Below are 22,270 nucleotides of genomic sequence, written 5' to 3'. Positions count from 1 at the left end.
GTGTGATTGAATCACCGCGGTGCCGGCATCGCAGGCAAGCCAGCTCCCACAGTTGATTGCGGATAGCTGGCAGTTTGTTTTCAGCTCGCTTTCAGTACCGCTTTTACCGCCGCTACAGACCGCTCTACGTCCGCTTCTGTCATCGCCGTGAACATCGGCAACGATACGATCAAACGCCCAACACGCTCCGCTACCGGGAACATGCCTTCCTTGAAACCCTGCGCCCGATACAAGCTCAGCAGGTGGATGGGCGGGTAGTGATAGCCAATGCCGACGCCGTGGGCCTGCATTTGCTCCATGAACGTAGCGCGGGCGGGCAGACCGTCCTGACGCTCCGGCAGTACCAGCTGGAACAGGTGCCAGTTGCTGTTTTCGAAATCAGCTGGCGGCAGTTGTGCGCCATATTGCGCTTCAAAGTCGCTGCCGAAGCACTTGAAGTAATGGCGTGCGAGGTTCTGGCGATGCGCAGTGATTTTCTCGATATGCGCAAACTGGCCCAGGCCGATAGCGGCGGCGATATCGGTCATGTTGAACTTGCCGCCCAGCACATCCACGTCCAGGCCGTCGAAGCCGGTGCGGGTAACACCTTGCAGGCGATACTTTTCAGCCAGACGGGCTTCCTCGGCATTGTTCAACACCAGGCAACCGCCTTCGGAAGACGTGATGTTCTTGTTCGCCTGGAAGCTGAACGACACGAAGTCGCCGGTCGCGCCGATACGCTCGCCATCCCAGCTGGAACCCAATGCCTGGGCGGCGTCTTCGACAATGCGCAGGTTGTACTTGTTGGCCAGCGCGTAGAGCATCGGCATATCCAGGGGCAGGCCTGCCAGGTACACAGGAATGATCGCCTTGGTGCGCGGGGTGATCGCGGCTTCTACCTGAGCCAGGTCGATATTGCGGGTGACCGGGTCGATATCCGCAAATACCGGCGTGGCACCTACTTCCAGAATCACGTTGGCCGTGGCGACCCAGGAAATCGGCGTGGTGATCACTTCATCCCCAGGCCCGATGCCGGCGATGCGCAACGCGATCTCCATGGTGCAGGTGCCGGAATTGAAGGTACGCACCGGACGGCCGCCAAAGTATTCCGAGAGCTGCGCTTCGAACGCCTGCACTTTCGGCCCGCTGGTGATCCAGCCCGAGCGCAGTACATCGCCGACCGCCGAGATGGTCGCTTCGTCAATGGTAGGTTTGGAAAACGGCAGAAAGGGCTGTTGGCTCATAACGACGAAGGCATCCGTTTCAGATAGGCGATGAGTAAGAGAGGTATCAGTACCGCATGGTTGCACGGCTCGACTGAATATAGCCTGTCGTCGGTGAACGAATTGTCATGTGGCGCATAAAAATGCCGCTTGTCAGCGGCATTTTCTGTTGCAGGTCAGAATGAAACGCGAGCTTCAAGAAACACATTCTGCTCCTTGAGTTTGCCCTTGAGCTGTTCATCGCGGGCGTTTATCCGGTTAGCGAAGGTGTTGTAGCCGGTTTCGACCTTGCCCATGTCCACGTAACGCCAGCCTGTGCCCAGAGTGACTTTTTCGCTGACCTTGGCCTCCAGGCCCAAGCCTGCGCTGTAGGCAAAGTTGTAGTGGCGGTTACTGGCGAACTGGCGGGTGGCATTGCTCTGGTACCCCGCGGCATCAATTTGCGCCATGCCGATACCGGCCATGGCGTAGAACGACAGCCAGTCATTGACCGCGATATTTTTATAGCCGTTGAGCATCACGCGCTGGCTGTCGACCTCCAGGCGGTTGACGTTGGCATTGAAGGGCGCCCAATAGGAGTCGAACGTCGAGCTGCTGCGCGTGGTGTATTCCCCTTCCAGGCGCCAGCCATCAGCAAAGGCGTAGCCTAGAGCCAGTGACCCAGTGAACGCCTTGTTACTGTCAGGGGCCTGCACGCGATCAGTGACGCGTGGGCTGGTCAATTGCGCACTGGAGAGGTTCTGACGGGCACTGTTGAGTTTTGCCGACCCGTACCAATTTTCTGCCTGAGCCAAAGGTGCAGCTAACGCAGAGAGCGCCAAAGCGTAAGCAAGTTTTTGCATGGGAGATGATTCACTTTAAATAAGAGAATCTCAGTGTGGCGCTTGGTACTTTTGGGTTCGGCAGGAGTTTTCCGCTTTCAACGGGAAAAAGCAGAAGGCCTGGGCGGCGGCGGAGATCGTAGAGAAACGGGCATAAAAAATGCCGCTTAAAAGCGGCATTTTTTACGGGCAGGTATTACTCGGTCACAGCATTTTTCGCGAGGATGGCGTTGGCCAACTCCATGTCCGTGGCTTGCAGGCCAGGGTTGTCGGCGCGAACTTTTTGCATGGCAGCTTCCAAGTAGGGGCCGCGGATGCCGCCGTCGCTGGCGACAAAGCTACCAGCGTCGTCTTGGGCGGCGACTACCAGCTTGTGGTCCTTGAAGGTCAGGTACGTCGAGCCGGTCGTGGCACCCGACGAGATGACATTGCGCCAGAAGCTGTCGGCCATGGCTGAACCGACAGGTAGGGAAAGCACAGCGAGGGTTGCGACAGCATATTTGAGACGCATGGTGGGTGACTCCGGGTGGGTTATCTGAACAGTTTGATTGTAGATAACCCAGGCGAGTTCCATCACTGACTAAACAGTTTCGACCTGTAAAACCACGCCATCCTGACCAATGACACGTACTTGAGCGCCGACGGGGCTGTCCGGCCCGGTTGCCATCCACACGCCATCGCCGACTTTTATCTTGCCTCGACCATCGACGATGGCTTGATGCACCACAAAGGTGCGGCCTACTAATTCCGAGCCGCGCATGTTCAGCCCCGGCTGGTCGCTCACCTTCGCGCTGCTGCGCTGGCGTTTCCACCAGTACACCGCAGTGAGGATCGACAACACGGCAAACAGCAGCAGTTGCCATTCCAGCCCGAGCGGTGGGATCAAAAACTTGATCACGCCCACAGCAGCGGCAGCGATCCCCATCCACAGCAGGTAGCCACCGGCGCCAAACACTTCAAGAATCAACAGCACCGTACCCAGCGCCAACCAATCCCAGAACGACAGATGCTGCAGGAAATCCCACATGGCGATTGCCTCAGCCTTTCTTATTGTCGAAGGTTGCCTTGACGATCTCGCCGATACCACCGACGGCGCCAATCACCTGGCTGGCCTCCAGCGGCATCAGGATGACCTTGCTGTTGTTGGCCGACGCCAGCTTACCCAGGGCATCGATGTATTTTTGCGCGACAAAGTAGTTGATGGCCTGCACGTTACCGGTGGCGATTGCTTCTGAAACCACCTGGGTTGCACGGGCCTCTGCTTCTGCCTGGCGTTCACGGGCTTCGGATTCGAGGAAGGCTGCCTGGCGTCCGCCTTCGGCCTCAAGGATCTGCGCCTGCTTCTTGCCTTCGGCGGTCAGGATTGCCGATGCCCGCAGGCCTTCGGCTTCCAGGATCTGCGCGCGCTTGATTCGCTCGGCCTTCATCTGGCCGGACATGGCGGCCATCAGGTCGGCGGGCGGGCTGATGTCCTTGATCTCGATACGGGTGATCTTGATGCCCCACGGCGCCGTGGCTTCGTCCACGGTGCGCAGTAGTTTTTCGTTGATGCCGTCACGCTGGCTAAGCATCGCGTCCAGCTCCATGGAGCCGAGCACGGTACGGATATTGGTTTGCAGCAGGTTACGGATGGCATGCTCGAGGTTATTGACCTCGTAGGCGGCCTGGGCGGTGTTGACCACCTGGAAGAAGCACACGGCGTCGATCTGCACGGTGGCGTTGTCGGCGGTGATCACTTCCTGGGGCGGAATATCCAGCACGCTTTCCATCACGTTGATCTTGCGACCGATGCGGTCCATGACCGGGATGATGATGTTGAGGCCGGGTTTAAGGGTGTTGGTGTAGCGGCCGAAACGCTCGACCGTCCACTGGTAACCCTGAGGCACCACCTTGAAACCCATGAAAAGGATGGCCACGGCCAACCCCACGAAAAGAAGCAGTACGGTTCCGATCTGCATAGCGATTCCCTATCTGATGGTGTCAGTGAAGCGACGTGCGGCCGATTGTAACGGTCTGGTCACTGATAAGGACGGTTTCAGGGTGCAACAAGCAAATCATTTGTTTCTGAATCCCCAGGCGTTACCCGTAATACTTCTGCCATCGTTGTCAGCCCGGCATTCACTTTGTCGATGCCACTCATCCGCAGGCTGCGCATGCCTTGGCTGCGCGATGCCCGACGTAAAGCCTGCACGTCGGCGCCGGGTGTAATCAGCGCCTTGAGCTTCTCGTCTATCACCATGATTTCGTAGAGCCCGGCCCGGCCTCGATAACCACTATCACGACAGTCCGCGCAGCCGACCGCTTCATGGGTATTGCCCTGCCCAGTCACCCCACGTTTGCAGTGAGGGCATAAAAGCCGCACCAAGCGCTGCGCCATCACGCCTATCAGCGTAGCTTTGATCAAATAATGAGCAATGCCTAGTTCCTGCAAACGGCTGATAGCGCTGGGTGCGTCGTTGGTGTGCAGGGTCGATAGCACCAGGTGCCCGGTGAGCGCGGCCTGGATGGCCATTTCTGCAGTTTCCTGATCGCGAATCTCGCCGATCATGATGATGTCCGGGTCCTGGCGCAGCAGTGCGCGAACACCGCTGGCGAAGGTCAGGTCGATATTGTGCTGCACTTGCATCTGGTTAAAGGCGGGTTCCACCATTTCTATCGGGTCTTCTACCGTGCACAGGTTGACCTCGCGGGTCGCCAGTTGCTTGAGCGTGGCGTAGAGCGTGCTGGTCTTGCCTGAGCCGGTAGGCCCGGTGACCAGGATGATGCCGTTGGCCTGGCCGGCCATGGCATGCCAGCGTTGCTGATCATCGGCAGACAAACCCAACTGGTCAAAATCCTTGAGCAGGACGTGCGGGTCGAAAATTCGCATCACCAGTTTTTCGCCAAACGCTGTCGGCAGTGTCGAGAGGCGCAACTCCACTTCGATGCCCGCCGGGCTCTTGGTCTTGACCCGGCCGTCCTGGGGTTTGCGTTTTTCCGCCACATTCATTCGGCCCAGACTTTTCAGGCGGCTGACCACCGCCATGGTGACCTGGGGTGGAAACTGATAGACGTCATGCAGCAGCCCGTCGATGCGAAAACGCACGCGGCCCTGATCGCGGCAGGGTTCGATATGGATATCACTGGCTCGCTGGCCGAAGGCGTACTGCAACAGCCAGTCGACGATGTTGACGATATGCGCGTCATTGGCGTCCGGCTCCTGATCATCGGTGCCGAGGTTGAGCAGTTCGAAGTTGCCAGCTACTGCGACTTTTTGATCGGCGCCGCTGACGGACTTGGCCAGCCGGTAAAAGTCACCGATACAGCGCTGAATCTCTCGGGGGTTGGCGACTACGCGCCTGATCGAGCGCTTGAGCACCTGTGCCAAACCGGCCTCCCATCCACGGATATGCGGCTGGGCGCTGGCGACGGTGACGGTCTGCGCATCCACCGCCACCGCAAGGATGGCGTGGCGCTGCGCGAACGCGTGGGACATCAACGGCACCACCGCCGCCACGTCGATCTTCAGCGGGTCGATACGCAGATAAGGTTGCCCGACATGCCCGGCAAGCCATTGAGTCAACGTTTCGAGGCAAGGCCCTTCAGCCGCGATGCTTTCCAACGGATGTTGAGTGGCGGGTGCTGCCGCTGACCTTTGCGCCTCGTGCGCTGTAATCAGCCCCTGCTCGACCAATGCAGGTAACAGTTGATGCAGTTCCAATCGCTGATCGTGCAAGGCGGCGAGCATGAAGATTTCCTGAGTGACGTCGGGCGTAATCTCAGGCTAGCCATCCTTTGAACACTCACCGCTCAGGGTGTGTTGCAGGCTTTTACTGATTGGCTGCCGCCGCCGCTTGGGGCCGCATGGAATCGGCCTGCCACACCTCCAGCGAGCACACGCTGATCAGGTTTCGAATCTTTTCACCGATCACCTGGGCGCGGTGCCAGCTCAGACCGTTCATCACGATATCAATGCTCAGCAGATCGTCGTCACGGCTCACATTGACCTGTTGCGGCGTCAGGAACTGCAGCGCGAAGTGATTGAGTACCCGGCACAGCAGGTCCGGTTCTGCCTCGGCGGTGATCTGATAATGCGCTTGGCAGTGGGCGCTGTTGACGGCCCATGCATCGATACGCGTAGCGGGGCAGGTGGTTTCGACGGCGTGCATGCTGACTCTCCAGATTCGACTGGAGAAATTTTTACATTCGCGTGCGGAGATTTCTTATCTAAGATGCGGCTTATTGGTGAGAAAAAGACTCACGTAATTCAGGCTTAGCGCCTTCAGAGGTGTTTTTATGCACAGTGAGTTGGACGTCTACGACCGCCGCATTCTGGCCCTGCTGCAAGAGGACGCCTCGCTTTCCAGCGCGCAGATCGCCGAGCAGGTGGGTCTCTCGCAGTCGCCATGCTGGCGGCGTATTCAACGGCTTAAAGAGGAGGGTGTTATTCGCGGCCAGGTCACGCTGCTGGACCGCAAGAAGATCGGTCTCAACACGCAGATTTTCGCCGAGGTCAAACTCAATGCTCATGGACGGTCCAACTTCACCGAATTCACCGAAGCGATTCGCGGGTTTCCGGAAGTCCTGGAGTGCTATGTGCTGATGGGGGCGGTGGATTTTCTGCTGCGCATCGTTACCTCTGACATCGAGGCGTATGAGCGGTTTTTCTTCGAGAAGCTGTCGATGGTGCCGGGGATTCAGGAGGTGAATTCGATTGTGGCCCTGTCGGAGATCAAGTCCACCACCAGCCTGCCAGTGCTGCGCTGACGGTGGGAGCGCGCTTGTTCGCGAATGCGGTGTGTCAGCTACTAAAGAAGTCGACTGATCCAGCGCTTTCGCGAGCAAGCCCGCGCCCACATTTGACCCAGCTGCCTGGTATTACAGGCGCAGCAAAGTCTTCCACGCACGGTTCTGATACACCGCAATCGCCTGATGCATACGCGCATCCAGCGACTCGTCGGTAATCGGCTGATTAGCCAGTACCGCCAGCTTGTTCAGCTCACCGTACAAACGGTCCAGTTCCGGAATGTCTACCACCTGACGCGCGTGGTGCAGCCAGGCCTGGATGCGTTCGATGCGCGGCAGCTGCTCGGCCAGGTCTTCCGGTTGTTGCTGGTAACGCGACAGTTGCAGGGCAACGGCGTCGTCAGCCAGCAGGCGCGGCAGCCAGTTGGTGATTTGCGCGGCGCCCTGGCGGTTGCCACGTACGTTACGGTCGGCGGTCCAGGCGCGGGCCAGCAGCCAGCGCGAGGTGTTCAGCGAGAACAAGCCCCAGCGCACGTCTTGCAGCTCTTCAACAAACTGTTCAGGTGCGGCTTTGCGGATGTCTTCATCGTCGTCACCGGCCTGCACCAGTGGGCGCCAGTCTTCCAGCAATGCATCGAGTGCGCTGCGCAGCTCGCTGGTGGATTGACGCGGAGCGGCCTGGCCGAGGCTGCCGATCAGCGCGCGCAGTTCACCGAGGTTTTCGACCCAGTCCTGCAGTAAGCGCCAGTGACCATTGAAGCGATATTGCTCGGCCAGGCGCTGGCTGCTGCCCAACAGGTGCCACATGATCGCGGCGAAGGCGTCGTCCAGCGGCATTTCGGCGTGGGTCTGCGGCGCAGGCAGGCTCAGCGAGTAGCTGCTGGCGTCGTATAGACGGTAGCCGCGCTCGGCCTTGCTGATATCACACGGCATCAGCGCCAGGGTGGCGGCCAGTTCGGCAGCCAGTTCCAGCAGGGCCGCCGGTTCACCTTCGCGCAGTTCCAGTTCCAGCTCGCAGATTTCTTCTTTCTGCTTGCCGACCACCACGTGGCCCAGGTCCAGGGCGGCTTCGATCACGACCTTGGCCTTGCCACGACCCCAGGCGATTTCGGCACGTTCGCGCACAAAATCGGTGGTGAAAATCGGCTTGAGGGTCTTTTTGTCCAACTCGGCCAGTTGCTCGGGCCAGCATTCGCCGTCGAGCTTTTTCACGTCGAGCTTGGCTTTGGGCAGGTCCCAGTTGTACTCATTGCGTTCCGACAAGCCGGCGACGCTTTGGCCACGGGTCTTGAGGGTCTGGATGATTTCGTCACCGTCCTTGCGCAAACGCAGGGCGACTTTGGCCTGGGCCAGGTCGCGCTCGGGGGTGTCGAAATACTGGTTCATCAACTCACGGCGTTCCCAGCCACTTTTGTTGCGTTTTTTCAGTAGCGGGTGCTCACGCAGCGCGGCGAGTGTTTCGCGGCTGACGCGGAGCTTGATTTCGGTTTCTTTCTGCATGGCCGGAAAATCCAGGATCGGGAGCGCAGCCGGGGAAAAGAGTGGCTGCCAAGGTCGTGCAGTGTACAGGACTGAGCCCGGCAACGCGCCGCAACGGTTTATTGTGGCGTGCAGATGGTTCTATAGTGGGGCTCATCCGGGAAGTTGAGAGGCCGCGCATGCCGTTACCGTCCATGAAAGAGCAATTCGCCGCATTGATTGCCGCGCCGTCGGTCAGTTGCACCCAAGCGTCTCTCGACCAGACCAACCGTCCGGTGATCGACCTGCTCGCCGGGTGGCTGGGCGACCTGGGTTTTGCCATCGACATCCAGCAAGTCAGCCCGGGCAAATTCAACCTGCTCGCCAGTTTCGGCAGTGGCCCCGGCGGCCTGGTGTTGGCTGGCCATAGCGATACCGTTCCCTACGACGCCGCGCTGTGGAAGACCGATCCGCTCAAGTTGACGGAAGTTGACGGCCGCTGGGTAGGACTGGGCAGTTGTGACATGAAGGGCTTTTTTGCGCTGGCCATTGAAGCCGTGCTGCCGTTGCTGGACCAGCCGTTCAAACAACCGCTGCTGATCCTCGCGACCTGCGATGAAGAAAGCTCGATGTCCGGTGCCCGCGCACTGGCCGAGGCCGGGCGCCCTCTGGGCCGCGCGGCGGTGATTGGCGAACCGACGGGCCTCAAACCCATCCGCCTGCACAAAGGCGTGATGATGGAACGCATCGACATCCTTGGCCAAAGCGGCCATTCGTCAGACCCAAGCCTGGGCCACAGTGCTCTGGAAGCCATGCACGATGCCATTGGCGAGCTGCGCGGCCTGCGCCTGGCCTGGCAGCGCGAGTACCGCAATCCGCAATTCAGCGTGCCGCAGCCGACGATGAATTTTGGTTGCATCCACGGCGGCGACAACCCCAACCGTATCTGCGGCCAATGTTCCCTGGAGTTCGACCTGCGGCCCCTGCCGGGCATGGACCCCAAGGTGCTGCGCGACGCTATCCGGCAAAAGCTCGAACCCCTGGCCGAGCGCCATAAGGTCAAGATCGACTACGCGCCGTTGTTCCCCGAAGTGCCGCCGTTCGAGCAGGCCGAAGACGCCGAGCTGGTGCGGGTGGCGGAACGATTGACCGGTCATCGTGCCGAAGCAGTAGCGTTCGGCACCGAAGCGCCTTATCTTCAGCGCCTTGGGTGCGAAACCCTGGTGCTCGGCCCTGGCGATATCGCCTGCGCCCACCAGCCGGGCGAGTACCTCGAAATGTCACGCTTGACGCCTACAGTGCGTCTATTGCGGGAACTGATCGACCATTACTGCCTGAAACCTGCATAAATTAACCCCCGCCCATTCGTACATAAGGAGAGCGAGCGTGTCGCCAAGCCTGTTCCGACGATAATCATCAGCCCGCTGTGCGCTTTTATGTTTCATCCTTTTTTGGCTGCTTTTTATTACAGGCCCAGGTTTTATGCCCGAATACGTCAATTGGCTTCGTCACGCTTCGCCCTACATCAACGCCCACCGCGACTGCACCTTTGTGGTCATGCTGCCCGGCGATGGTGTGGAACACCCCAACTTCGGCAATATCGTCCACGACCTGGTGCTGCTCCATAGCCTGGGTGTGCGGCTGGTATTGGTTCATGGGTCGCGCCCACAAATCGAAGCGCGCCTTGAAGCGCGCGGCCTCACCCCGGCTTACCACGACGGCCTGCGCATCACGGATGCCGCGACGCTGGAGTGCGTAATCGACGCGGTCGGCCACCTGCGTATTGCTATCGAAGCACGCCTGTCGATGGACATGGCCTCCTCGCCGATGCAGGGCTCGCGCCTGCGCGTCGCCAGCGGCAACCTGGTTACGGCGCGGCCGATCGGAGTGCTTGAAGGCGTGGATTACCACCACACCGGCGAAGTGCGCCGGGTCGACCGCAAGGGCATCAACCGCCTGCTGGACGAGCGCTCCATCGTGTTGCTGTCGCCGTTGGGTTACTCGCCGACCGGGGAAATCTTCAACCTGGCCTGCGAAGACGTCGCCACCCGCGCCGCCATCGACCTGGGCGCCGACAAGCTGCTGCTGTTTGGCGCCGATCTGGGCCTGATCGACGAACATGGTCGCCTGGTCCGCGAGCTGCGTCCGCAGCAAGTGCCGGCGCACCTGCAGCGCCTGGGCAGCAACTATCAAGCTGAACTGTTGGACGCTGCCGCCGAAGCGTGCCGTGGCGGAGTAGGGCGCAGCCATATCGTCAGCTACGCCGAAGATGGCGCGTTGCTCACCGAGCTGTTCACCCGGGACGGCGGCGGTACGCTGGTGGCCCAGGAGCAATTCGAACAAGTGCGCGAGGCGGCGATTGAGGATGTGGGCGGTCTGCTCGACCTGATCAGCCCGCTGGAAGAGCAGGGCATTCTGGTGCGGCGTTCGCGGGAAGTGCTGGAGCGTGAGATCGAGCAGTTCAGCGTGGTTGAGCGCGAAGGCATGATCATCGCCTGTGCGGCGCTGTATCAGATCGCGGATTCGGATGCAGGGGAGCTGGCGTGTCTGGCGGTCAACCCGGAGTATCGTCACGGCGCACGCGGTGACGTGTTGCTGGAGCGCATCGAGACCCGTGCGCGGGCGCAGGGTTTGAAGACGCTGTTTGTGCTTACCACGCGAACCGCACACTGGTTTCGCGAGCGCGGGTTTGTGCCGAGCAGCGTTGACCGCCTGCCGTCAGCGCGGGCGTCGCTGTACAACTATCAGCGTAACTCGAAGATTTTCGAGAAGGCCCTGTAAGCCCGATTTTGGAACTCAAGCAGGTCCAAGTGTGGGAGCGGACTTGCTCGCGAAGGCGGAGTGTCAGTCACCGAATGTGTTGACTGATCCAGCGCTTTCGCGAGCAAGCCCGCTCCCGTATTTGATCGCGTTCAGTCCTTGATGAATTTGTCGGTCACGAAAGCCGAGTAGTCCGGCAACACCGTTTCAACCTTCCCCTGTTCCTTCAAAAACTTTGCCGTTTCCCCAATCGCCTTCGCCGTGCCCCCTTTAAGCAGGGCATCGGTTTGCTGCGCCTGCGCATCCGGGAAAGTGCTGCCGGCCAACAGCTCGGGAATATCGGCGGCATTCGAACCTGTCAGTTTGGCGATTTTCTGCACCGGTTCCGAATCCACCGTCCAGCTGTCTTTATGGGCGGCGTAGTCGGCGAATGCGTCCAGCGTGACCTTGGCAAACTTGGCCACTGTGTCAGGATGTTTTTCCGCGAAATCCTTGCGTGCCACCCACACCTCAAACGTCGGTGCACCCCACTGACCCACCTGGGCGGCGTCTGTCAGGGTTTCTCCGGTCTTGCGGATTTCCCCCAGCGCCGGTGACCACACGAACGCGCCGTCGATATCGCCACGTTTCCACGCGGCCGCAATTTCGGCGGGCTGCAGGTTCACTACTTTGACTTGTTTGGTGTCCAGCCCCCAATGCTTCAGCGCGCCGAGCAGGCTGTAATGAGAGGTTGAGACGAAGGGCGTAGCGATGGTTTTACCGATCAGGTCCTGCGGTTTGTCGATACCACTGCCATTGCGCACCACCAGGGCTTCAGAAGCATTGATCTGCGCCGATACGATAAAGGCCACGATGGGTAGATTGCGTGAAGCCGCCGCTGCGAGGGGGCTGGAACCGAGGTTGCCGATTTGCACATCGCCCGATGCAATCGCGGTTACGACGTCGGGCCCACTGTTGAAACGGCGCCAGGCAATCTTCTCGCCGAGGGCTTTTTCATAGAGGCCGTCGGCCTGTGGGACTTTGCTGGGGTCGATGCCGGTCTGGTAGCCGATGGTTAAATCGGCCGCTTTGACACCAAAAGAAAGTATTAGTGACACAAAAACTGTAACAAATTGACGGGAGGATGTGCGTTTGGCCATGATGGCGTCGCCTTTTTGATCGTGGGTGACGTATGCAACTGAACGTCCACACTAATCGATCTAAAAAAAGGCTAGTAAATACCCTTTAGGAATTAGCTTATGGAGCGGTTGATCTATGCTGATCGGCTCGCGTCATGAAAGGGCTTATTCCTGGATGGTATGAAAAAGAATGAAACAATTCTTTTTGGGTGTATGAAAAACTCATTACCCTGCAGGGACCAAATTAACTGCGGCTAGACGAAGGTAGTAGACACACAAGGTTACGATTGACTTGTCGGTCACTATCTTGCGCTAATCGCGCATCTGTGGATCGAGGGCGTCAGACCCGAGACCAAAGAAATACAAAAATTAGAAATGAGAGGAGCGGTACATGAAGAAGTCAACATTGGCGTTGGCCGTGGCTGTCGCTGCGATTGCCCAACAGGTAAACGCCGCCGGTTTCATCGACGACAGCAAAGTAACACTGGGTCTGCGTAACTTTTACATCAACACCGACAACCGTGATTTGAAGCCTTCGGCGACCTCGAATACCCGCAGCAAGAACGCTGAATGGGGCCAAGGTTTTGACCTGCGTTTCATCTCCGGCTTCACCGAAGGGACCGTTGGTTTCGGCCTTGATGCGATCGGCCTGTACGGTGTGCGTCTGGATTCCAGCCGTGCCGACCACGGTAACTACACGGGCACCGCGTCTGGCGGCACCGTGTTCCCAAGCGATGGCAACAAAGCTGTCAACGATTTCGCCAGCCTGGGTGTGACCGGTAAGGTCAAGGTTTCCCAGACCGTGCTGAAAATCGGCACCCTGCAGCCAAACAACCCGGTCATCAAGACCAACGACGGTCGTTTGCTGCCGCAAACATTCCAGGGTGGCGAGATCTCCTCGAACGAGATCAAGGACCTGACCCTGACTGCTGGTCAGATCGAGCACTCCAAGGGCCGTAACTCCAGCAACAACGAAGGCCTGTCGCTGGCGGGTGCCAACGGTAGCTCGAACTATGACGCTGGCAACTTCGTCAACAAGTTCTACTACGCCGGTGCTGACTACAAAATCACCAAGGATCTGACCGCTTCGTACTACTACGGCGAGCTGAAAGACTTCTACGCGCAGAACTTCCTGGGCTTGGTCCACAACTGGGCTATCGGTCCTGGTGTGCTGAAAAGTGACCTGCGTTACTACCGCAGCCGCGACAACGGCGCCAACGGCAACGAAGCGGGCTACTACACCTCGGGTTACTACTCGGATCACCCGACCAACGCCACCAAGGTTAAAGGCAAGGTCGACAACGATCTGTACAGCTACCTGGCGTTGTACTCGGTTGCCGGTCACACCTTCGGCGGTGGCTACCAGTACACCAAGGGCGACAGCGACTTCCCTTGGCTGAACCAGGGTGATGGTTCTTCGAACAGCACCACCACCGACATGCAAATCCAGAAGTTTGCCCGTGCTGGCGAACGCACCTGGCAAGCTCGCTACGCGTATGACTTCGCCAAGGTTGGCCTGCCAGGCCTGACTGCGGGTGTTGTGTACCTCAAAGGCAGCAACATCCAGACCACCGCCGGTGATAAAACCGAGTGGGAACGCGACCTGACTCTGGCATACGTTGTTCCAGAAGGTCCGCTGAAAAACCTCGGCGTCGCCTGGAAAAACGCTATGTGGCGTACCGACCTGGTCAATACCCGTGCCCAGGACGAAAACCGTGTAATCGTTAGCTATAGCTACGCGTTCAAGTAAGAGCGTAAAACCTTGCCCGGCGCAACGCCGGGCAGGGTGACTTACTGTTCAAGTCGGGCTCAACCCCCGCAAGCCCTTCCTGAATCCCCTCTTTGTACAGCGTCTCAAGGCCTTCTCGAACCTTGTGATGGATGTTGATCCTCGGCCTTTGCCGCGTCCAATGAATTGATTTTTAATATTCGTTTATCGTCTAAATAAATCGATATTTATTCTTTTTAAATAATCTTCAACCCATGCACAGTGGCTCCATAAGCACTCACCAGGAGCCACACCATGAGCCTAAGACTGGGCGACATCGCCCCCGACTTCGAACAGGATTCCAGCGCCGGCAAGATTCGTTTCCACGAATGGTTGGGCGATAGCTGGGGCGTGCTGTTTTCCCATCCGGCGGACTTCACTCCGGTGTGCACCACCGAGCTTGGCTTTACCGCCAAGCTCAAGGACGAATTCGCCCAGCGCGGCGTCAAGGCCATTGCCCTGTCGGTCGACCCGGTGGACTCGCACCACAAGTGGATCGAAGACATCAATGAAACCCAGAACACCGTCGTCAACTTCCCGATCCTGGCCGATGCCGATCGTAAAGTGTCGGACCTGTATGACCTGATCCACCCGAACGCCAGTGACACCCTCACCGTGCGCTCCTTGTTCGTGATCGACCCGAACAAGAAAATCCGCCTGACAATTACCTACCCGGCCAGCACCGGCCGCAATTTCCACGAAATCCTGCGGGTCATCGACTCGCTGCAGCTGACTGACAACTACAAGGTGGCCACGCCCGCCAACTGGCAGGACGGCGATGAGGTGGTGATTGTGCCGTCGCTCAAGGACGAAGAAGAGATCAAGAAACGCTTTCCCAAGGGCTATCGCGCAGTGAAGCCGTACCTGCGCCTCACCCCACAGCCCAACCGTTAACACGCAACCCAATGTGGGAGCGGGCTTGCCCGCGAATGCTGGCTTTCAGTTAATGCATCTTCGAATGACACACCGCCTTCGCGAGCAAGCCTGCTCCCACATTTGAACGCATTTGCAGTCTCACATAGCAGGGGTTTTCAGGCCGTTTCGACGGCCTTTTTTTTCGCCCCAGGATTTCTAAAGTACATATGCATTTATAGAATAAACAAATGAAAAAATAAGATTTAAAGATATATAAATATGCTGATAGGGTCTGTCCCATCTTGGCGCCATCGCCACACAGCGAACCGCCGACACTTGCTCAAGGAATACCTGCATGCTGGTCGTAACACTTGGAGGCAGTCCCAGCCAGCGTTCCCGCTCCGGGGTCTTGCTGGAAAAAACCCGTCAGTGGCTGCAAGACAAAGGCGTGGAAGTGGTGAGTTATCAGATACGGGACTTCCCGGCCGAAGACTTGCTGCATGCACGCTTCGACAGCCCCAAGGTCATCGACCTGCTGCAACAGGTCGCCAACGCCGACGGCCTGGTCATTGCCACCCCGGTGTACAAAGCCTCGTTCTCCGGCGCGTTGAAAACCGTGCTGGATCTGCTGCCCGAACGCGCCCTGGCCCACAAGATCGTATTGCCCATGGCCACGGGCGGCAGCATCGCGCACATGCTGGCGGTGGACTACGCGCTGAAGCCCGTGCTGTCAGCCCTCAAGGCCCAGGAATTGCTCCACGGCATTTTTGCCGAGGACAGCCAGATCGCTTATGCCGAAGGCAGCGCCCAGGCGCAGCTGGTGCCCGTGCTTGAACAGCGTTTGCACGAGGCCCTGGAGACCTTCTATAGCGCCATGGCCCGTCGCCCCAAACCGCTGGACCCCAATGTGTTGAATGAACGTTTGTTGAGTGCTCGCTGGAGCATTTAAGCCTGACCCGATTGTTGTAGTACTCACCTTACTCAGCCGCCAACGGCCAAGCAGGTGCAGCCAACCCCCTCATCGCATTTTTGGAGAGAGCGCCATGCGCACTGTCATCTTGCGTCGTGGTCTGGTCGCACTGTTTGTTGCGGCTGTGTCCTTCGGCGCCATGGTTCAAGCCCAAGCCGCCGAAACCCTGCGGATCGGCTATCAGAAGTACGGCACGCTGGTGCTGCTCAAAGCCAAGGGCACCCTGGAAAAACGCCTGGCCGCCCAAGGCGTGCAGGTGCAATGGACTGAGTTCCCCGGTGGCCCGCAACTGCTCGAAGGCCTGAACGTCGGCTCCATCGACTTCGGCGTCACCGGCGAAACCCCGCCGGTCTTCGCCCAGGCGGCCGGTGCCGATCTGCTCTACGTGGCTTACGAGCCGCCAGCGCCGACCAGTGAGGCGATACTGGTGCCGAAAGACTCGCCGATCAAATCCGTGGCCGAGCTCAAGGGCAAGAAAATCGTGCTCAATAAAGGCTCCAACGTGCACTACCTGCTGGTGCGTGCGCTGGAAGATGCCGGCCTGAAATACACCGACGTGCAGACCGTGTTCCTGCCGCCCGCCGATGCCCGCGCCGCGTTCGAGCGTGGCAGCGTCGACGCCTGGGTGATCTGGGACCCGTACCAGGCTGCTGCCGAGAAACAACTGCAGGCACGCACCCTGCGTGACGGCACCGGCATTGCCGACAACCACCAGTTCTACCTGGCGACCAAGCCCTATGCCACGCAGCACCCTGAAGTGATCAAGGCGCTGGTGGAGGAAGTGCGCGCAGTGGGCGAATGGTCCAAGGCCAACCCGCAGGAAGTCACCGAACAAGTCGCACCGCTGCTTGGCCTGCCGGCTGAAATCACCCTGACCTCGGTGAAGCGCCAAGGCTACGGCGCGCTGTTCCTGACCCCGGACGTGGTCGCCGCTCAGCAGAAAATCGCCGACAGCTTCTACCAGCTCAAACTGATCCCCAAACCCTTGAACATCAAGGACGTGATCTGGACGCCACCCGCCGCCGTTGCCACAGCGCCGTAATCCGATTTCTTCAGGAGACAACTCCATGAGCCTCAATATTTTCTGGTTCCTGCCTACCCACGGCGACGGCCATTACCTTGGCACCGCCGAAGGCGCTCGCGCCGTCGATCACGGTTATCTGCAGCAAGTGGCCCAGGCCGCTGACCGCCTGGGGTTTGGCGGTGTGCTGATTCCCACCGGTCGTTCCTGCGAAGACTCGTGGCTGGTGGCCGCCTCGCTGATCCCGGTGACCCAGCGTTTGAAATTCCTTGTGGCTCTGCGCCCCGGGATCATTTCTCCGACGGTGGCCGCACGTCAGGCCGCGACCCTGGATCGCCTGTCTGGCGGCCGTGCGCTGTTCAACCTGGTCACCGGTGGTGATCCGGAAGAACTGGCCGGCGACGGCTTGTTCCTCAGCCACGAAGAGCGCTACCAGGCCTCGGTCGAATTCACGCGCATCTGGCGCCGTGTGCTCGAAGGCGAAACCGTGGACTACGACGGCGAGCACATCAGCGTCAAAGGCGCCAAATTGCTCTACCCGCCGATCCAGCAACCGCGTCCGCCGCTGTACTTCGGCGGTTCTTCCGAAGCGGCGCAGGACCTGGCAGCCGAACAGGTGGAAATGGTCCTGACCTGGGGCGAACCGCCGGCTGCGGTCGCGGAAAAAATCGAACAGGTGCGCGCCAAGGCCGCGAAGCTCGGGCGTACCGTGCGCTTTGGCATTCGCCTGCATGTAATCGTGCGCGAGACCAATGACGAAGCGTGGAAGGCCGCGGACAAGCTGATCTCCCATTTGGATGACGACACCATCGCGCGTGCCCAGGCGTCCCTGGCGCGCTTCGATTCCGTCGGCCAGCAACGCATGGCCGCCTTGCACGGCGGCAACCGCGACAACCTCGAGGTCAGCCCCAACCTGTGGGCCGGCGTTGGGCTGGTGCGCGGCGGGGCGGGCACTGCGCTGGTGGGCGATGGCCCAACTGTGGCAGCGCGCGTCAATGAATACGCAGCGCTGGGCATCGACACCTTTATCTTTTCCGGCTACCCACACCTGGAAGAGTCGTATCGCGTGGCTGAGCTGCTGTTCCCGCACTTGGATATCGAACGTCCCGAGCTGCCCAAAAGCGCCGGTTACGTCAGCCCGTTCGGCGAGATGGTTGCCAACGATATCCTTCCCAAAGCGGCGTCGCAGAGCTGAGGCGTAGTCATGAACTATGAAAAATTAAGCCATCGTGTCGCGCCTTGGGTGCTGCCGATCCTGTTGCTGGCGGTGTGGCAGCTGTCGGTGTCGGCGGGCTGGTTGTCGACCCGCATTCTGCCGGCGCCGAGTGCGGTGATCGAGGCTGGGGTCAACCTGGTTCGCACGGGCGAAATCTGGACGCACCTGGCTATCAGCGGCTGGCGTGCCGGCCTGGGTTTTGTGATCGGTGGCAGCATCGGTTTGGCCCTGGGCTTTATCACCGGCCTGTCGAAATGGGGCGAGCGCCTGTTGGACAGTTCGGTGCAGATGATCCGCAACGTGCCGCACCTGGCACTGATTCCGCTGGTGATCCTGTGGTTCGGCATTGACGAGACCGCGAAGATTTTCCTGGTCGCCCTCGGCACACTGTTCCCGATTTACCTGAACACCTATCACGGCATCCGCAACGTCGACCCGGCGCTGGTAGAAATGTCGCGCAGCTACGGCTTGTCCGGCTTCAGCCTGTTCCGTCAGGTGATCCTGCCGGGTGCGCTGCCGTCGATCCTGGTCGGCGTGCGCTTTGCCCTGGGCTTTATGTGGCTGACGCTGATCGTGGCGGAGACCATCTCGGCCAGCTCCGGCATCGGTTACCTGGCGATGAATGCGCGTGAATTTCTGCAAACCGACGTGGTGGTATTGGCCATCGTCATGTACGCCATCCTCGGCAAGCTGGCCGACCTGGCCGCGCGCGGTCTGGAGCGTGTGTGGCTGCGCTGGCACCCGGCGTATCAAGTGAATAAAGGCGGTGCAGCATGACGGCTCAACAACCTCCGCGCCTGCTCAAGGGTATCCCGCTGGCGGTGCGCAAATTGCGCAAGGCCTTTGGTGCGCGGGAAGTCCTCAAAGAGATTGATCTGCACATTCCCGCCGGCCAGTTTGTGGCGGTGGTGGGGCGCAGCGGCTGCGGCAAAAGTACCTTGCTGCGTTTGTTGGCTGGCCTGGACAAAGCCAGCGGCGGCGAGCTGCTGGCGGGCTCTGCGCCGCTTGGCGATGCGATTGAAGACACGCGGTTGATGTTTCAGGAAGCGCGCCTGCTGCCGTGGAAAAAGATCATCGACAACGTGGGTCTGGGTCTGAAGGGCAACTGGCGTCCCAAGGCGCTTGAAGCGCTGGAAGCGGTTGGCCTGGCCGAGCGTGCCAACGAGTGGCCCGCGGCCTTGTCCGGTGGCCAGAAGCAGCGCGTGGCCCTGGCCCGCGCGCTGATTCATCAGCCGCGCCTGCTGCTGCTGGATGAGCCGCTGGGCGCGCTGGATGCCCTGACCCGTATCGAAATGCAGCAACTGATCGAAAACCTCTGGCAGAAGCACGGCTTTACCGTGTTGCTGGTGACCCACGACGTCAGTGAAGCCGTGGCGATTGCCGACCGGGTGATTCTGATCGAGGACGGCGAGATCGGTCTGGACTTGATTGTCGACCTGCCGCGCCCACGCGCCCGGGGCTCACATCGCCTGGCGGCGCTGGAAGCCGAAGTGCTTAACCGCGTGCTGTCGTTGCCCGGCACGCCGCCTGAACCCGAACCTGTTTCACCGCTGCCTACGCAATTGCGTTGGGCTCAATAACTTACTTGTCCCACGAAGGAAAAACACCATGACTATTAAAGCCATCAACGTGCGTAACCAGTTCAAGGGCACCATCAAGGAAATCGTCGAAGGCGACGTGCTTTCCGAAATCGATGTTCAGACAGCGTCTGGCATCGTGACTTCTGTGATCACCACGCGCTCGGTGAAAGAGCTGGAATTGGTGATTGGCAGCGAAGTGATTGCCTTTGTGAAGTCCACTGAGGTGTCGATCGCCAAGTTGTGATTGCCGTCGCCCTGGAGGCCGCCTTCGCGAGCAAGCCCGCTCCCACACTTGACCGAGTTCCAACGCTGGAATGCATTCAAATGTGGGAGCGGGCTTGCTCGCGAAGAGGCCGGCCCAGTCACCACGAGCCTTACCGCTTGGGCAAATACGCCGGCAAATAAAGCCCCACATACGCATCAAACACCCGCATCCCTTCTTCTGCCATGCGCGGCGTGATCTGCCCGTGCTGATGCACCGAGCGTGCGTAAACGCGGTCGCTGAGTTCCAGCGCCAGGGCGAACACATCCACATCAGCGGGCAACGTCGGCACTTCGAAGTGACGATTGAACACCTCCAGCATCAAATCCCCCAGTTCCAGATCATGCTGACGGTCCGCCTGGGTCACTTCGGTCAGCCCATGCTGGGCCAGGATCAATTGGCGTGCGGCGGCGTCACGGTCGTAGATGCTGAGCATGCGTTGCTCGACGACGCAGGACAGGTCACGCCAATGCTTGAGTGGCTCGTGCTCGATGGGCGCCTGGATCGCCGCCCGGAACGCCGCGTGCACATCGGCGGTCAGGGCTTCCAGCAACGCCGGCACACTGGCAAAAAAGTGATACACCGACGACGGTGGAATCTGCGCGCGCTCGGCCACGCTGTAGATCGACAGACTGGCCACGCCTTCGGTTGCCAGCAAGGTGCGGGCGGCGTCGAGGATCGCATCAATCCGGGCCTGGCTGCGGGCACGGGGTTTGCGAGGAGCGGCGGGGCGAGTCGTCATGGAAGTCTCCTACAAGGCAGCGGGCATTGTATGAGCACACAACTGTGTTGTCTGCCGCGCCGCCTTCGCAGGCAAGCCAGCGCCCACATTTGACTGCGTTCCGAAGTGGGAACTCGGTTAAATGTGGGTGCTGGCTTGCCTGCGAATGAACCAACCCGGTCCTCATGAATAAACCCATAAAAAAACGCCACCGACCAAAAGCCTGTGGCGTTTTTTCAATCCAGCAACCGCTTACACGGTATGCAGGTACCAGTTGTACTCAAGGTCGGAGATGGAGTGTTCAAACTCCTCCAGCTCACTTTCCTTACAGGCGACGAAGATATCGATGTACTTAGGATCGATGTACTTGGCCATCACCTCGCTGTCGTCCAACTCGCGCAGGGCATCGCGCAGGTTGTTCGGCAGGCTTTGTTCGTTCTGCTCGTAGCTGTTGCCTTCCACTGGAGCGCCCGGTTCGATCTTGTTGGTCAGACCGTGGTGCACGCCTGCCAGGACCGAAGCCATCAGCAGGTAAGGGTTGGCGTCGGCGCCGGCCACACGGTGTTCGATACGTACGGCATCGGACGAGCCGGTCGGTACGCGAATCGCCACGGTGCGGTTATCCAGGCCCCAGCACGGCGAGTTCGGCACGTAGAACTGTGCGCCGAAACGACGGTAGGAGTTGACGTTGGGGCACAGGAACGCCATTTGGGCGGGTAGGGTCTCGAGCACACCGCCGATCGCGTGACGCAATGCGGCGTTCTGCTCGGGATCCTCGCTGGCAAAGATGTTCTTGCCGTCCTTGTCCAAAATCGAAATGTGTACGTGCAAACCGTTGCCTGCCTGGCCTGGGTAAGGCTTGGCCATGAAGGTGGTGTCCATCTCATGGTCGTAGGCGATGTTCTTGATCAGGCGCTTGAGCAGTACCGCGTAGTCGCAGGCCTTGATCGGGTCGGCCACGTGGTGCAGGTTCACTTCGAACTGCGCCGGGGCACTTTCCTTGACGATGGCGTCGGCAGGGATGCCTTGCTCTTTGGCCCCTTCCAGAATGTCCTGGAGGCAGTCGACGTATTCGTCGAGGTCGTCGATCAGGTAGACCTGTGTCGAGTGCGGGCGTTTGCCGGAGATCGGCGAGCGGGGCGGTTGGGGGCGGCCGTTCACGTTCTCCTGGTCGATCAGGTAGAACTCAAGCTCGAAGGCGGCGCAGATGGTCAGACCGAGGTCGTCGAATTTGCTGACAACTTGGCGGAGCACTTCGCGAGGATCGGCGAAGAAAGGTTCACCTTCAAGTTCGTGCATGGTCATCAGCAGTTGCGCGGTGGGGCGCTTTTGCCAGGGTTCATTGCACAGGGTGTCGGGGATCGGATAACAGATTCGGTCAGCATCACCGATGTCCAGACCCAGGCCGGTGCTTTCCACCGTCGAGCCGTTGATATCCAGGGCAAATAAAGAGGCAGGCAGGTTAATGCCCTTCTCGTAAACCTTGTGGAGGCTGGTGCGTTCGATGCGCTTGCCGCGCACCACACCATTCATATCCGCAATTAGAAGGTCTACGTACAGAACCTCAGGATGATCCTTAAGGAACGCGTTCGCTTCGTTAAGCTGAACGGCACGCGGGGGTACCGACATGATGCAACACCTTTGTTGTTAAAAATATCAATCATTGATCTTTTCTGGTTTCAGTCAACCCGAACGGCATGCCGAAGTCAAGCGAGGCCTTTTTTGCCCTAAAAAAGCGCCTTGAGGCCTTTTTTGGGGCTTTTTGGGGCGGTTTTTTGGGTTTGGAGGGCTTG

The 22,270-nt window shown here is 59.4% G+C and carries 22 protein-coding genes; 11 read left to right on the top strand and 11 right to left on the bottom strand.

Annotated elements, in window-relative coordinates:
* Positions 1-80: 80 nt before the first annotated feature.
* From AACU78_RS08305 to AACU78_RS08275, 7 genes are all read right to left on the bottom strand, one after another.
* The gene (locus AACU78_RS08305; protein WP_106575765.1) at positions 81-1,223 is read right to left on the bottom strand and encodes a DegT/DnrJ/EryC1/StrS family aminotransferase; all 1,143 of its coding nucleotides are present in this window, start codon (positions 1,221-1,223) and stop codon (positions 81-83) included.
* A gap of 155 nt (positions 1,224-1,378) precedes the next feature.
* Complete coding sequence (locus AACU78_RS08300; RefSeq protein WP_106575764.1) at positions 1,379-2,044, bottom strand: outer membrane protein; 666 nt, start codon at positions 2,042-2,044, stop codon at positions 1,379-1,381.
* 175 nt (positions 2,045-2,219) lie between these two features.
* A complete protein-coding gene (locus AACU78_RS08295; protein WP_003176799.1) occupies positions 2,220-2,534 on the bottom strand; it encodes a DUF2388 domain-containing protein in 315 nt (104 codons plus the stop codon).
* 69 nt (positions 2,535-2,603) lie between these two features.
* On the bottom strand, positions 2,604-3,050 hold the full coding sequence (locus AACU78_RS08290; RefSeq protein WP_106575763.1) for an NfeD family protein: 447 nt from the start codon (positions 3,048-3,050) through the stop codon (positions 2,604-2,606).
* 10 nt (positions 3,051-3,060) lie between these two features.
* Positions 3,061-3,981 (bottom strand): SPFH domain-containing protein, encoded by a 921-nt coding sequence (locus AACU78_RS08285; RefSeq protein WP_024077991.1) that lies wholly within the window; start codon positions 3,979-3,981, stop codon positions 3,061-3,063.
* Positions 3,982-4,058: 77 nt separating this feature from the next.
* A complete protein-coding gene (locus AACU78_RS08280; protein ID WP_106575762.1) occupies positions 4,059-5,750 on the bottom strand; it encodes a GspE/PulE family protein in 1,692 nt (563 codons plus the stop codon).
* 82 nt (positions 5,751-5,832) lie between these two features.
* Entirely contained in the window at positions 5,833-6,171 is a 339-nt protein-coding gene (locus AACU78_RS08275; RefSeq protein ID WP_106575761.1) for a hypothetical protein, read from the bottom strand.
* Between the two features lie 127 nt (positions 6,172-6,298).
* On the opposite strand from AACU78_RS08275, the gene AACU78_RS08270 reads away from it, so the two are divergent.
* Complete coding sequence (locus tag AACU78_RS08270) at positions 6,299-6,769, top strand: Lrp/AsnC family transcriptional regulator (RefSeq protein ID WP_010167872.1); 471 nt, start codon at positions 6,299-6,301, stop codon at positions 6,767-6,769.
* A gap of 111 nt (positions 6,770-6,880) precedes the next feature.
* Here the strand turns inward: AACU78_RS08270 and AACU78_RS08265 are convergent, their stop codons facing one another.
* Positions 6,881-8,248, bottom strand: coding sequence for a CYTH domain-containing protein (locus tag AACU78_RS08265; protein ID WP_106575760.1), 1,368 nt, complete (start codon positions 8,246-8,248; stop codon positions 6,881-6,883).
* 158 nt (positions 8,249-8,406) lie between these two features.
* Between AACU78_RS08265 and argE the strand changes: the two genes are divergently transcribed.
* Both argE and argA read left to right on the top strand, forming a co-directional pair.
* Positions 8,407-9,555 (top strand): acetylornithine deacetylase, encoded by a 1,149-nt coding sequence (argE, locus tag AACU78_RS08260; RefSeq protein WP_106575759.1) that lies wholly within the window; start codon positions 8,407-8,409, stop codon positions 9,553-9,555.
* A 133-nt stretch (positions 9,556-9,688) separates the two neighbouring features.
* Positions 9,689-10,987 (top strand): amino-acid N-acetyltransferase, encoded by a 1,299-nt coding sequence (argA, locus tag AACU78_RS08255; RefSeq protein WP_106575758.1) that lies wholly within the window; start codon positions 9,689-9,691, stop codon positions 10,985-10,987.
* A gap of 131 nt (positions 10,988-11,118) precedes the next feature.
* On the opposite strand, the gene tauA is transcribed toward argA, so the two are convergent.
* Complete coding sequence (gene tauA / locus AACU78_RS08250) at positions 11,119-12,105, bottom strand: taurine ABC transporter substrate-binding protein (protein ID WP_106575757.1); 987 nt, start codon at positions 12,103-12,105, stop codon at positions 11,119-11,121.
* A 370-nt stretch (positions 12,106-12,475) separates the two neighbouring features.
* Here tauA and AACU78_RS08245 point away from each other — a divergent pair, with 370 nt between their 5' ends.
* The 8 genes from AACU78_RS08245 to AACU78_RS08210 all read left to right on the top strand — a co-directional run bounded on the left by AACU78_RS08245 (position 12,476) and on the right by AACU78_RS08210 (position 19,738).
* Positions 12,476-13,834, top strand: coding sequence for an OprD family porin (locus AACU78_RS08245; RefSeq protein WP_106575756.1), 1,359 nt, complete (start codon positions 12,476-12,478; stop codon positions 13,832-13,834).
* A 273-nt stretch (positions 13,835-14,107) separates the two neighbouring features.
* On the top strand, positions 14,108-14,746 hold the full coding sequence (locus AACU78_RS08240) for a peroxiredoxin (protein ID WP_106575755.1): 639 nt from the start codon (positions 14,108-14,110) through the stop codon (positions 14,744-14,746).
* 316 nt (positions 14,747-15,062) lie between these two features.
* Positions 15,063-15,656: an NADPH-dependent FMN reductase gene (gene ssuE, locus AACU78_RS08235; protein WP_106575754.1), complete on the top strand. Its 594-nt coding sequence runs from the start codon at positions 15,063-15,065 to the stop codon at positions 15,654-15,656.
* Between the two features lie 94 nt (positions 15,657-15,750).
* On the top strand, positions 15,751-16,719 hold the full coding sequence (locus AACU78_RS08230; RefSeq protein ID WP_106575753.1) for a sulfonate ABC transporter substrate-binding protein: 969 nt from the start codon (positions 15,751-15,753) through the stop codon (positions 16,717-16,719).
* A gap of 25 nt (positions 16,720-16,744) precedes the next feature.
* Complete coding sequence (gene ssuD, locus AACU78_RS08225) at positions 16,745-17,893, top strand: FMNH2-dependent alkanesulfonate monooxygenase (RefSeq protein WP_106575752.1); 1,149 nt, start codon at positions 16,745-16,747, stop codon at positions 17,891-17,893.
* A gap of 9 nt (positions 17,894-17,902) precedes the next feature.
* Positions 17,903-18,691, top strand: coding sequence for an aliphatic sulfonate ABC transporter permease SsuC (gene ssuC / locus AACU78_RS08220; RefSeq protein ID WP_106575751.1), 789 nt, complete (start codon positions 17,903-17,905; stop codon positions 18,689-18,691).
* Entirely contained in the window at positions 18,688-19,494 is an 807-nt protein-coding gene (gene ssuB / locus AACU78_RS08215; protein ID WP_106575750.1) for an aliphatic sulfonates ABC transporter ATP-binding protein, read from the top strand. Before ssuC ends, ssuB begins: the two co-directional genes overlap by 4 nt.
* Positions 19,495-19,522: 28 nt before the next feature.
* Positions 19,523-19,738, top strand: coding sequence for a TOBE domain-containing protein (locus AACU78_RS08210; RefSeq protein ID WP_003213899.1), 216 nt, complete (start codon positions 19,523-19,525; stop codon positions 19,736-19,738).
* 130 nt (positions 19,739-19,868) lie between these two features.
* Here the strand turns inward: AACU78_RS08210 and AACU78_RS08205 are convergent, their stop codons facing one another.
* Positions 19,869-20,498: a TetR/AcrR family transcriptional regulator gene (locus tag AACU78_RS08205; RefSeq protein ID WP_106575749.1), complete on the bottom strand. Its 630-nt coding sequence runs from the start codon at positions 20,496-20,498 to the stop codon at positions 19,869-19,871.
* Between the two features lie 231 nt (positions 20,499-20,729).
* Entirely contained in the window at positions 20,730-22,106 is a 1,377-nt protein-coding gene (locus tag AACU78_RS08200; RefSeq protein WP_003213894.1) for a glutamine synthetase family protein, read from the bottom strand.
* Positions 22,107-22,270: the final 164 nt, after the last annotated feature.

The sequence above is a fragment of the Pseudomonas sp. R9.37 genome (assembly GCF_963878885.1).
In the GTDB taxonomy this organism is placed as follows: domain Bacteria; phylum Pseudomonadota; class Gammaproteobacteria; order Pseudomonadales; family Pseudomonadaceae; genus Aquipseudomonas.
Note: the sequence above shows the minus strand (reverse complement) of the source record. Positions and strands in the feature narration are given on the sequence as shown.